Source organism: Azospirillum sp. B4 (assembly GCF_000333275.1).
In the GTDB taxonomy this organism is placed as follows: Bacteria; Pseudomonadota; Alphaproteobacteria; order Azospirillales; family Azospirillaceae; genus Nitrospirillum.
The window spans coordinates 1-10442 of sequence record NZ_BACU01000668.1 but is presented as its reverse complement, the minus strand read 5'-3'; the positions used below and the strand labels follow the sequence as shown (position 1 = coordinate 10442).

General features: G+C 69.0%; 13 protein-coding genes and 1 pseudogene. 5 read left to right on the top strand and 9 right to left on the bottom strand.

What is annotated here, in order from left to right; all coding sequences use genetic code 11:
• Positions 1–44 precede the first annotated feature (44 nt).
• The 5 genes from fliR to flgB form a co-directional block, all read right to left on the bottom strand.
• Positions 45–806 carry a flagellar biosynthetic protein FliR gene (gene fliR / locus I55_RS30355; RefSeq protein WP_044564457.1) on the bottom strand — a complete coding sequence of 254 codons (762 nt, stop codon included), beginning with the start codon at positions 804–806 and terminating at the stop codon, positions 45–47.
• Positions 806–1084: a flagellar biosynthesis protein FliQ gene (fliQ, locus tag I55_RS30350; RefSeq protein ID WP_044564456.1), complete on the bottom strand. Its 279-nt coding sequence runs from the start codon at positions 1082–1084 to the stop codon at positions 806–808. Before fliQ ends, fliR begins: the two co-directional genes overlap by 1 nt.
• Positions 1085–1221: 137 nt before the next feature.
• On the bottom strand, positions 1222–1527 hold the full coding sequence (gene fliE, locus I55_RS30345; protein ID WP_044564460.1) for a flagellar hook-basal body complex protein FliE: 306 nt from the start codon (positions 1525–1527) through the stop codon (positions 1222–1224).
• Positions 1528–1559: 32 nt separating this feature from the next.
• Positions 1560–1931 carry a flagellar basal body rod protein FlgC gene (gene flgC / locus I55_RS30340; RefSeq protein WP_044564455.1) on the bottom strand — a complete coding sequence of 124 codons (372 nt, stop codon included), beginning with the start codon at positions 1929–1931 and terminating at the stop codon, positions 1560–1562.
• Between the two features lie 127 nt (positions 1932–2058).
• Positions 2059–2487, bottom strand: coding sequence for a flagellar basal body rod protein FlgB (gene flgB, locus I55_RS30335; protein WP_049974654.1), 429 nt, complete (start codon positions 2485–2487; stop codon positions 2059–2061).
• Positions 2488–2890: 403 nt separating this feature from the next.
• Between flgB and I55_RS30330 the strand changes: the two genes are divergently transcribed.
• From I55_RS30330 to fliP, 4 genes are read left to right on the top strand one after another with little or no spacing between them, the layout of a single operon-like run.
• Entirely contained in the window at positions 2891–3259 is a 369-nt protein-coding gene (locus I55_RS30330; RefSeq protein WP_286364329.1) for an EscU/YscU/HrcU family type III secretion system export apparatus switch protein, read from the top strand.
• Positions 3256–3591: a hypothetical protein gene (locus tag I55_RS30325; RefSeq protein ID WP_044564453.1), complete on the top strand. Its 336-nt coding sequence runs from the start codon at positions 3256–3258 to the stop codon at positions 3589–3591. Before I55_RS30330 ends, I55_RS30325 begins: the two co-directional genes overlap by 4 nt.
• A gap of 4 nt (positions 3592–3595) precedes the next feature.
• Positions 3596–3952: a flagellar biosynthetic protein FliO gene (locus I55_RS30320; protein WP_044564452.1), complete on the top strand. Its 357-nt coding sequence runs from the start codon at positions 3596–3598 to the stop codon at positions 3950–3952.
• Positions 3949–4746 carry a flagellar type III secretion system pore protein FliP gene (fliP, locus tag I55_RS30315; RefSeq protein WP_044564451.1) on the top strand — a complete coding sequence of 266 codons (798 nt, stop codon included), beginning with the start codon at positions 3949–3951 and terminating at the stop codon, positions 4744–4746. Before I55_RS30320 ends, fliP begins: the two co-directional genes overlap by 4 nt.
• A gap of 33 nt (positions 4747–4779) precedes the next feature.
• On the opposite strand, the gene I55_RS30310 is transcribed toward fliP, so the two are convergent.
• A complete protein-coding gene (locus I55_RS30310) occupies positions 4780–5097 on the bottom strand; it encodes an antibiotic biosynthesis monooxygenase (protein ID WP_044564450.1) in 318 nt (105 codons plus the stop codon).
• A 371-nt stretch (positions 5098–5468) separates the two neighbouring features.
• On the opposite strand from I55_RS30310, the gene I55_RS30305 reads away from it, so the two are divergent.
• On the top strand, positions 5469–5915 hold the full coding sequence (locus I55_RS30305; RefSeq protein WP_044564449.1) for an STY0301 family protein: 447 nt from the start codon (positions 5469–5471) through the stop codon (positions 5913–5915).
• Positions 5916–5922: 7 nt separating this feature from the next.
• Here the strand turns inward: I55_RS30305 and I55_RS30300 are convergent, their stop codons facing one another.
• The 3 genes and pseudogenes from I55_RS30300 to I55_RS37450 form a co-directional block, all read right to left on the bottom strand.
• Positions 5923–9315, bottom strand: a complete 3393-nt coding sequence (locus I55_RS30300) for a tetratricopeptide repeat protein (RefSeq protein ID WP_148294056.1) — start codon at positions 9313–9315, stop codon at positions 5923–5925.
• Positions 9312–10034 carry a flagellar motor protein MotB gene (locus tag I55_RS30295; protein WP_044564448.1) on the bottom strand — a complete coding sequence of 241 codons (723 nt, stop codon included), beginning with the start codon at positions 10032–10034 and terminating at the stop codon, positions 9312–9314. Before I55_RS30295 ends, I55_RS30300 begins: the two co-directional genes overlap by 4 nt.
• Positions 10031–10442: pseudogene (locus I55_RS37450) on the bottom strand (hypothetical protein); the annotation flags it as partial. The gene I55_RS30295 and the pseudogene I55_RS37450, both read right to left, overlap by 4 nt.

The following is a 10442-nucleotide window of genomic DNA, read 5'->3' as shown; positions in this document are numbered from 1 at the left end:
CGTTTGGAATCTGGATCCTGGTCTTCCGACATGCCCCTTCCCCGCTATGATGACAGGAAGGGCATCATCTGGCCCTGAAAGGCCCGCAACCAGTAGACCATCAGCCCCGACAGGCTGCCGCCCAGCAGCAGCAGGCCCAGGCTGATCTGCAGCGGCAGGGTCAGGAAGAAGATCTGGAGCGAGGGCACCAGGCGCGCCACCAGCCCCATGCCTAAGAAGAACAGCAGGCCGATGATGACGAAGGGCGCGGACATCTGCAGCCCGATGGCGAAGCTTTCCGAGAAGATCCGCGTCAGATGCTCGGTGAAATCGCCCAGCGGGATGGACCCCCCGGGGGGAAACAGGGTGTAGCTGTGCACCGCCGCCATGATCAGCATGTGGTGCATGTCGGTGGCGAACAGCAGCAGGATGCCCAGGATGCCCAGGATGGAGTTCACCACCGTCGTCTGCTGCGACATGGCGGGGTTGAAGGCCTGGGCGGAACTGAGGCCCACGTTGTTGGCGATGATGCTGCCCGCCGTTTCCAGCGCCCCCATCATGGTGCGGGCGATGGTGCCGATGAAGATGCCGATCAACGCCTCACCGGTGATCAGCACGGCCAGGTCGGCCGGCTGCGCCGGTTCCGCCGGCAGGCTGCCGCCGATGGCCGGCGTCACCGCCACCGCGGCGAGCAGGCCGAACAGCAGGCGGATGCGGGTGGACACGAAGGTCTCACCGATGGTGGGCATGATGAGGAAGGCCGCCCCCAGCCGGACGAACACCATGAGGTAGGTGTAGAACTGGCTGACCAGGAACGTCTGCAACATCACTCGCTGCCCGTGCCGACCCCGACGATCTTGTCCATGATGCCCTCGGTGAAGGTGATCATGTGGCTCATCATGAAGGGTGCGAAGAACACCAGCGCCACGAACATGGCGATGATCTTGGGCACGAAGGTCAGGGTCTGTTCCTGGATCTGCGTCAGCGCCTGGAACAGCGAGATGGCCAAGCCCACCACCATGGACACGGCCATGATGGGGCCACTGACGATAATGACCGTCAGCAGCGACTGGCGCACGATCTCAATGATTTCCTGCTCGTTCATGCCATGCGATCCAGCAGGCCTCGGGGGGCGGCCGATAGACGGAAAAAGGGGCAAAACCGCCCATGGTCGGCCCCATGGGATCAGCTTGCCCCAAAAACGCGTGCCGGCGCCAGGAGGTTTCCGAAGGAGAAACCTTCTTACATCGGCATGCGCATGATTTCCTGGTAGGCGGTGATCACCTTGTCACGCACGGCGGTCACGGCCTGCAGGGTCACTTCGGCGTTGCTGACGGCGTTCACCACGTCGGTCAGATCGGCCTTGCCCACCACGCCGGCCGCCGTCATGCGCTCGCCCTGGTGCATGGTGTCGACGGCGTCCACCGCCGCCTGCTTCATCAACTCGCCGAAGCTGGGGCCGCTGGTGGGGGCCGCCATGCCGGGGCCGGAGCCCTGGCGGGCGGCGTTGGCGTAGGCGGCGGCGGCGCTGGTGAGGGGAATGGCCATCTTGGGCATGAACTCCTAAGCCTGGACGCCGATCAGGCGCGCAGCAGGTCGATGGTCTTGGACAGCATGGTGCGGGTGGCGTCGATGACGCCCAGGTTGGCCTCGTACGACCGCTGCGCCTCGCGCATGTCCATCGATTCCACCAGGCCGTTGACGTTGGGCATCAGCACATAGCCTTCGCTGTCGGCGCTGGGATGGCCGGGATCGTACTTGCGCTGGAAGTCGCCGCGATCGACGTCGACCTTTTTGACGTTGACCGTGTTGATGCCCAGTTCCTTGTTCAGCGTGTTGGCGAACAGCACCACCTTGCGGCGGTAGGGCAAGTCGCCCGGGCTGGCGGCGGTGCTATCGGTGTTGGCCAGGTTCTCGGCGATGACGCGCAGACGGGTGCCCTGCGCCTTCATGCCGGGGGTTGGACAAGTTCAGGGCATTCATCAAATCCCTGAAGAAACCCTCCCTTTCAACCTGGAACCCGGGGCCCCACGACGGCCCGGGATAGCCGCGAACCATCAAAAAGACGTAACCAAAAACTCAGCCGCACCAAAAACTCAGCTGCCCGATCCCTTGCCCCAAGGCCATCTTCAGCATGCCGATCTGCTTGCGGTAGAGGTTGGTCAGGGCCTGGAAGTCGATGGCGTTCTGCCCGATCTTGGTCATCTGGTCCTCGATCACCACGCCGTTGCCGGTGGGGGAGGTCTCATAGGCCGTACGATCCTTGGCCGAGCGATAGCCGCCGGCGCCCGTGCTGCTGGCCGCCAGGTGGGCGGGGTCGGTCGCCGCCAGCTGCAGGTGCCCGGCCTCGCGCAGCTGATGCTTGAAATCGAAGGGCACCAGATCCTGCGCCTGATAGTTGGGCGTGTCGGAGTTGGAGACGTTCTGCGCCAGGACCTCCTGGCGCTGGTTGTCCCAGGCCATCTTGTCCGACATCAGCTTGAAGATACCCAGCCTGTTCAGGTCCATGATCTCTACTCACCTACCCATTAGGGTCAAACCCCGGGAGCATCATCCCGAATTCCCCAACACCCAAGCCCAGGCACCTCTACCGGCATAGGTCGGATATATGCAATCTGCAAGCCATCGCTTGGAGAATCGCTCTAAACCAAATGGGATTCCAGCATTTTTTGCCGGCACCCTTCGCGGCGACCGTGAACGGGCCACCATCGCCACGCCGACCGGCCACCATTCCATGCATTTTCCAACGGTGGAACCGGGCGGAACCAGATCGACGCCCCGCCGCGTCCGGGCCATTTGCGTCTGGCGACCGGGGGATATACCCTGGCCCCACCTGTGCATGGACGCCGATGGCCCCCATGTGGGCCACAGGCGCCGCCCTTTCAATCCACCCATGAGGATGCCCCCGCCCTTGGCCCCCACGGATGACAGCAACAAGCCCCGCCGCCAGGTGGCCGTGGCCTTGCAGCACATGGCCGAGGGCCTGCCCCGCATCGTCGCCACCGGCCAGGGTGCCGTGGCGGAACAGATCCTGGAACTGGCCTTCGCCAACGGCGTCAAGGTCCGGCAGGACGCGGACCTGGCGGAAATCCTGTCGGTCATCGACATCGACAGCGAAATCCCCATCGAGGCGCTGGCGGCGGTGGCGGAAATCCTGGCCCACGTCTACCGTGCCAACGGGCGCCTCAGCAGCGGCGTCCCGCTGGATGGCACGATCCAGCCCCCCAACCCATACGGTCCGTCCCCCGGACCGGCTTCCGGAACCCCGCCCGTCAGATGAGCACGCCCTCCCCCTCCCCCGAAGCGGAAGCCCTGGCCGACGCCATGGACGGCCTGCTGGCCATCCTGAATCGCACGGCCAACCTGGTGGCGGCCGGCGACGCGGTGGAATTCGCCGGCCTGGAAGACGAAGCCACTGCATTATGCAATGCAGTTGTCCAATTGCCCCCGCCGGAGGCCCGCACCTTCCTGCCGCGGCTGGAGGCGGTGCTGGCGGCGCTGGAGCGGCTGGAGACGGTGGTGAAGAAGGCGAACGAGTTGACACAGGGCCGGGCCACGGTCGGCCGCGCCGCCGCCGCCTATCGCCGCGCCGAAGATCCGGACGTCGGCTGAGCCCATGGTCACCTCCGCCGCTTACTACGTCTATGCTGCCCTGATGCTGGGCCTGGTTCTGGGCTTCATCCTGGTTGCCGGCTGGCTGGTCCGCCGCTTCGGCGGGGGCGCGCTGCTGCGCCTGCCAGGCCGGGCCGACCGCCGCCTGGGCGTGGTGGAGGTCCTGACGCTGGACCCGCGCCGCCGCCTGGTGCTGATCAAGCGCGACGGGGCGGAGCATCTGCTGCTGCTGGGCGGCGCCCAGGATCTGCACGTGGAAGGCCCCATCCTGCCCGGCGCCGGCAACCGCCCGCGTCCCTTCGACACCGTTCTGAATGAGGCCGCCGCCCCGCCGGTGGACGTGCCGGGGCCCCTGTCATGAGCACCACCGCCCTTGCCTCCCGGGGTTCCCGCCCCGCGCCGTCGCGCCTGTTCCGCTGGGGCGTGCCCCTGCTGGCCGTCCTGCTGACGGTGGCGGCCTGTCTGCTGGCCGGTGGCGCCTATGCCCAGAGCCTGAACCTGGACCTGGGCTCCCAGGGCGGCAGTTCCACCAACCGCATCATCCAGCTGGTGGTTCTGATCACCGTCCTGTCGGTGGCGCCCAGCATCCTGGTGATGATGACCTGCTTCGTGCGCATCATCATCGTCCTCGGCTTCCTGCGGTCCGCCATGGGCACGCAACAGGTGCCGCCCAACCAGGTGATGCTGAGCCTGGCGCTGTTCCTGACCTTCTTCATCATGGCGCCCACCTTCCAGGCGTCCTACGACGCCGGCATAAAGCCCATGATCGACGAGCAGGTGGACGAACTGACCGGCCTGAAGGCCGCCGTCGTGCCTTTCCACGACTTCATGCTGAAGCACACGCGGGAACGCGACCTGCAGCTGTTCACCGACATCGCCAAGATCGACAAGGTCACCGCCGCCAAGGACCTGCCCATCCAGGTGGTCATCCCCGCCTTCATGATCTCCGAACTCAAGCGCGCGTTCGAGATCGGCTTCCTGGTGTTCGTGCCCTTCCTGGTCATCGACATGGTGGTGTCGTCGGTCCTGCAGTCCATGGGCATGATGATGCTGCCCCCGGCCATGATCTCCCTGCCGTTCAAGATCATCTTCTTCGTGCTGGTGGACGGCTGGTACCTGATCGTCGGCAGCCTGGTGAAAAGCTTCGGGCCATAGGGCCGGCCCCGGGGACCGGCCCCGCCGGCGCCCCTACCGTTCCAGCGTGAACACCACGTCGTAGAGCCCCGGCTGGGCCTGGCCCAGGCGCTGGTTGCGCTCCAGATAGCCGGCCTCGCGCAGGCGGTGGATCACGGCCTGCGCCGCCTCCAGGCTGTCGCTCTGCGCGTAGTTCACCACACGGGTGCCGTCCCGGCTCCTGTGCACGCTGGCGGACAACCAGCCGGGCGTGTCGCTGGCGTAATCCGCCGCCTCCGCCAGCAGGTCGATAAGGGCCTGCTGGCCGCCCTCGGGCACGGTGAAGACGTTGATTTGGGTAATGATGCCGCCATGGGCGCGGATGATGGGCATAAGGGGTCCCTTCCTCTGGGTGAGGCGCGGGCTCCCGCGTGACGGTGGCTGGAATGGCGGGGAATGACCCATGCCGCGACCAGGCCACCGGCGCGGGAGATGCGCCAGGTGCTTGTCGCGGGTTCGCCCCCTGGAACGATCCAGGCCAGCGACACGGAGCCCCTTGCCACGTGCAAGAGGGGGACGGGCTTACCGCTGCCGTCCACGGGTCCTTTTCGACTGGGAAAGGATAATCGCTGGGCGGCCTCGGGCGCAACAGACGGCAGGACGGTTTGTCGCTGTGCATCCGGCGCCCGCCTCCTATTTACTAGGTTATTGATAAGGCGCACGCGTTGACGGCGCCGTCCCAACCCAAGAGGGCGATGAGGAAAATGAAAAAGATCGTGCCGAGCACCGTGGGCGCCTTTATCGCGGCCACCCTGATCGCCAGCCCGGCCCTGGCGGCTGGCAGCGGGCCGCAGTGCCCAAAGGCCCTGCCGGTCAGCCAGACCGTCAAGGACGTGCCAGACGGATTCAAGGCCTATGTCGACGGCAACCCGCCCAAGGCGCCGGACGGCACCGCCATCCCCCTGCCCCTGGTCGCCATCCTGTTCTGGAATGGCGAGCCGGGCGGACAGCCGCCCCTGCCGCCGGCCTCCCAGTCCAAGACGGCGCTGACCTGGAAGTTCACACCGGCGCAAACCCAGAACCTGTGGATGGCCTGCGCCTACGACGCCACCACCATCATGGTGGCGACCAAGCTGCCCGCCACCCTCAGCGCCTGCACGGTGACGCTGACGCCTGACGGCCAGATGGCGGCAGGGCTCAGCTGCCAGTAAGCCGGGTTCACCGCTGCCCGGTGGCCGGCGCCGGCGGTGCGGCGGGGGGGCTGGACGGCGCGCTGGACGCGGCTGGCTCCCCGCCCGGCGCGGCGTCCGCCGCCGGTGCCGTGGTGGCCGGGGCTTCCCCAGGCACGGCCGCACCCTGGGTCTGGCGGGTGCGGTAGCTGTCCAGGAAGCTCTTGAACAGGTCGATCTCCTTGACCTGGGCCTGGATGGTCGCGGCGTCCAGCAGGCCATTGGCCTCCGTTGGCCGGGTCATCACCTGGAACATGTTGGCGTCTGGCCCCTTCTCCATCGACGGGCCGAAGTCGGCGCGCAGCTTCTGCAGGCCGGCCATATCCTGGGCCAGCGACAGGGCCACCGCCCGGTTCACCACCAGGCGGGAAACGGTGGCATCGATCGGCTGCCCGGCGGCCGGCGGCGGGCCGATGACGTCGGCCAGGGCCTGGGCCGCCAGCGGCCACTGCTTGGCGTGCCAGGCGATGTCGATGCGCATCAGGTTGGCGGGACGGGAGTTGTCCTGCTTCAGCAGGGCCACGGCCTCCGGCCCCTTGTCGGTGCGCGACAGGGCGCGGGCGCGCAGCAGGCGACGCTCGGACGCCATGGCGTCGGGGATGCCCGCCACCTCCGACTGGTCCAGCGCCGCCAGCGCCTTGTCCGGCTGGTTGTTCAGCAGGCGGATGGCGGCCTCACGCGTGCCCACCTGGGCCTTCTGCTCCCCCTGTAGACGGTATTGCACCTGGCGGTCCAGCAGTTCGGCCGCGCGGTCCAGCAGGTCCACGTCCACCAGCCGCTCCGCCAGCACGCGGATGACGGTGTCACCGTCGGGCCCCGGCGGCGTCAGCTCCTTGTACTGCTCATAGAGTGACAACGCCTCCAGCGGCGGCATCTTGTCGGCGCCGTTGCGCACGAACAGGCCGGTGAAGGTGTCGGTCATCTGCTTGGTGATCAGCGGCGCCTCGGGGCTGTTGGGGAACAGCGTGATGGCGCGCTTCATGGTGTCGAAGGCCTGCGGGAAGTTCCCGGCCTTGATGTGCAGGTCGGCCAGCTTGCGCAGGATGTGCAGTTCCAGATCGTCGCCCGTCCAGGCGAAGCGCATCTTCTCCATCTGCTCCGCCGCCTTGGCGGGCGTCAGCTTGCCGGCGGCCAGCTCCTCATCCACCAGGGCCATGCGCGCCTTGGTGCGGTACAGGCGGTCCGTCCCCTCGGTCGCGGCGCGATAGGCCTCGATCGCCTTGTCATGCTCACCAGCCAGGCGGGCCGCCTCGCCGCGCAGGTAATTGATGGCGGTTTCAGCCGGTCCCCGGTTGGCGCCCCGCTTCACCAGCCGGTCCAGCAGGGTGTTGGCCGTGTCCACGTCCCCCTTGGCCAGCGCCGCCTCCGCCGCGGCCAGGCTGAAGCGGGTGTTGAACGGCTCCGGATAGGTGCGCAGCAGGTCCTTTCGGCCCTGGAACAGGCGATAGGCGGTGTCGTCATCGCCGGTGGTGTGGGCGGCGTAGGCGCGCCACAGATTCACATCGGGCTCGTTCTGCAGCGCGGGGGCGGCCAGATCGTCCAGCCCGCCCTTGGCGTCGCCGGTCAGGATGCGGGCCGTGCCGCGCACGGCGGCGAACTCCGCCCGCTTCTCCAGGTCCGGCTGGTCCTTGCGCGCCATCTCCAGCAGGCCCAGCGCCTCCTGCCCGAAACCGTTGCCGGCGTAAAAACGCGCCACGTCCAGGCGCAGCTTGGGCCGGTCGTCGGTCGGGGCCTTCACCACCTCGTTCATCAGGCGCTCACGCCCCGCGATGAAGCCATTAGGGTCCACCTTGGCCCAGCGCTGGAAATCGAAGAAGCGCTCCGGCTCCGCCACCGGCGCGGGCGGCGTGGTCGCCGCGACGTCGGAGGCGGGTGATAGGCGCAGGCCGCCGGGCACGGTCAGCTCCACCCCTTCCTTGGCCGGCTGCACCAGCAGGCGTTCGTCGATCGGGCGGATGACCACCCCCTGGGCCGTGGGCAGGAACTGCGCCTCGGCATAGCGCAGGGGCGCCGGGGTCAGCTGCGGCGCCGGGCTCATGGGCACCACCTTCAGCGTGTCGCCCACGACCGGGTCGGTGAAGGTGAACACCTTGACCGGCTTGGGCGTCTTCACCACCAGGCGGGGTCCGAGCGCGAAATCGGGATCGGTCACCACCGGCACGGCCTGCGGCGGCGCGGCATTGGCCGGGGCCGCCTTCGCCTCGGTCCGATTCCCCTCCACGGGCTTTCCTTCGCCATGCTCGGCGGCGGCCGGCGGCGCCGCGTGATCGGGGGTGTCGCCATGATCGAAGGTTATGCGGTAGCCGGTCGCCCCTTCGCTGGTCACGTGGGGCTCCAGCACCGTCGGCGCCGGCAGGCGGAAGCCCCCGCCGCCCGGGAAGGTCACCGGTTCCACCTGCCCCAGCACCCCCGGCTGATCGGCCGGGACGCTGGGCGCCGTGGTGGCGGGTACGGCGCGATCAAACAGCACGTACAGCCAGCCGGCCCGCGCGTACACCGCCACCGCCGACGGCTGGCCGGGATCAAACGCCAGGCTGGGCGGGGCTGGCGGGGCGCCATCCACCGGGGTGGCCCCCTCCGGCGCGGCGGGCGCACCTTCCGCCGCCCCCGCCGGTGGATGGGCGGTGGCGGGCACGCCGTTGGCGGGTTTGACCTCCGCCATCCTGGGTTCGGGGTTTCTGGTCTCTGGGGTCTTGGTCTCGGGAGGCTTCGCAGGGGCGGCCTGTGCCGCCTTGGCCGCGGCTGCCTGCTGTTGCTGCTGGATCAGATACAGCGGCTGGCCTTCCTTGGTCGCACGGGGATCGGCCGGCGGTGCCGTCACCGACGGCGTGGCGCCGTTGGCGGCCGGAGCGGCGGCCTTCGCGACCGGCGCGGGCGGGGGCTTTTCCGCCACCGGCGCCGGGGCGGACGTGGTTGTGCTGGCCGGGGCTGGCGGGGCGCCCGGCTTGCCGTCGCCCACGTCGATGACAACCTTGTCGCCGGACCGGGACTGTTCCACCGTCGCGGTGGCGGGAATGGTCAGGGCCACGGTCAGCCCGGGGCCGGTCGCCACCTCCTCCACCCGCGCGATGCGGGGGGAGCCCGCCTTGCGGGCGGCGGCCAGATCGGCTTTGCCCGGCCGGTCGAAATGGATCAGCAGCTTGCCGCCGTCCCGGTCCAGCGTCGCCTTGACCGGCCCCGTCCAGTCGAACACCAGGCGGCTGCGTCCAGGATGCTCGCCCGCGCGCACGGCGATGGTGGGGGCGGCCGGCGCCGGTACTGATGCCGCCGGCTGGGCGGCCGTGGCCTGATCCTGCGCGCGGACGGGGGCGGCCGCCAGCGCCAGGGCAGCGCCCATCAGCAGGACCAGCACGGAACGGGAAATCGGGGCGACAACGGTCATGACGGGCCCTTGCCGTCCCGGGCGGCGTAATCACGGATGACAATGTCGACGCGGCGCTGCAGGCGAGCCTGTTCCACATCAGTCCCGGCGCCGGGCGCCACGGGCTCGGCCGCCTGGCCCCGCACGGTGATGGCCTCGGCATAGCCGGCCCGGGCCAGCGCCAGGGCGATGGTGCGGCCCCGCGCCAGCGACAGCTCCCAGTTGGACGGGTAGACCGCGTTGGCGATGGGGCTGGGGTCGGTATGGCCCACCACCTCCACCGCGTTGGCGATGTTGCTGACCACCCCGCCCAGGGCGAACAGCACGGCCGAACCGGCGGAGGACAAGGTGGTGGAACCGGGGGCGAACAGCATCTCCTCCGGCAGGGCGGCCACCAGGCGATCGCCGGACAGGGTGACGCGGATGGCGGCCAGGGCCGGGTCGCTGGCCAGCTGGCTTTCCATCACCCGGCCCAGATAGCCCAGGTCCGTGGCCTTGGTCCGGTCCAGGTTGCCATTGCCGTGCTGCTCAGTCGGGGAGCCGCCGAAAATGGCCTGCAACACCCGATCGCGCCGCGCGTCCGGCGCGGTCATGCCATAGAGCATGACGAAGAAGGACAGCATCAGGCAGACGAAATCGGTGAAGGAGATCAGCCAGATGCGTTTGGGCGCCTCCGCCCTGGGCGCCAGCGGCGGCAGGAAGCCCGGAACAGGCGGTGGCAGGGCCTCGGGTCCGCTCACGGCTGGCCCTCCCCCACCCGCGCGGCCGCGGCGGCGCGCGGCAGACGGGCGCGGAACAGGAAGCGCGCCGTGTCGGCCGCCCCCTTCTCCACCCCCACGGTCATGGCGCCGGCCGGCACACCGGCGGCGGCCAGGGTGCGGGCCATGGCGCCGGCCTGGAACACCGGCAGGCTGGCACCGGGGTTGCCGCCATCGCCGGTCAGGAACTCCAGCTCGATCGTCAGGCCCGTTTCCTCGTCCGGGCGGACGGCGTCGGCCATCTGGTGCCAAACCCCCTCGCGCCCCGGCAGCACGGTGACGACGGTGCCGCCGCCCTCGGCCGTGGTGACGGCGAACAGGCTGGACGCCGGCATGGTGGCCACCAGGGCGCCACCCTTGCCCCCCCGGTCAATGACGGCGTCCGGCATC

Excerpts from the sequence above, each read along its gene's own strand:
- fliR (WP_044564457.1), bottom strand. The coding sequence starts at position 806 with ATGTTGCAGACGTTCCTGGTCAGCCAGTTCTACACCTACCTCATGGTG.
- fliQ (WP_044564456.1), bottom strand. The coding sequence starts at position 1,084 with ATGAACGAGCAGGAAATCATTGAGATCGTGCGCCAGTCGCTGCTGACG.
- fliE (WP_044564460.1), bottom strand. The coding sequence starts at position 1,527 with ATGGCCATTCCCCTCACCAGCGCCGCCGCCGCCTACGCCAACGCCGCC.
- flgC (WP_044564455.1), bottom strand. The coding sequence starts at position 1,931 with ATGAAGGCGCAGGGCACCCGTCTGCGCGTCATCGCCGAGAACCTGGCC.
- flgB (WP_049974654.1), bottom strand. The coding sequence starts at position 2,487 with ATGGACCTGAACAGGCTGGGTATCTTCAAGCTGATGTCGGACAAGATG.
- I55_RS30325 (WP_044564453.1), top strand. The coding sequence starts at position 3,256 with ATGAGCACGCCCTCCCCCTCCCCCGAAGCGGAAGCCCTGGCCGACGCC.
- I55_RS30320 (WP_044564452.1), top strand. The coding sequence starts at position 3,596 with ATGGTCACCTCCGCCGCTTACTACGTCTATGCTGCCCTGATGCTGGGC.
- fliP (WP_044564451.1), top strand. The coding sequence starts at position 3,949 with ATGAGCACCACCGCCCTTGCCTCCCGGGGTTCCCGCCCCGCGCCGTCG.
- I55_RS30310 (WP_044564450.1), bottom strand. The coding sequence starts at position 5,097 with ATGCCCATCATCCGCGCCCATGGCGGCATCATTACCCAAATCAACGTC.
- I55_RS30305 (WP_044564449.1), top strand. The coding sequence starts at position 5,469 with ATGAAAAAGATCGTGCCGAGCACCGTGGGCGCCTTTATCGCGGCCACC.
- I55_RS30300 (WP_148294056.1), bottom strand. The coding sequence starts at position 9,315 with ATGACCGTTGTCGCCCCGATTTCCCGTTCCGTGCTGGTCCTGCTGATG.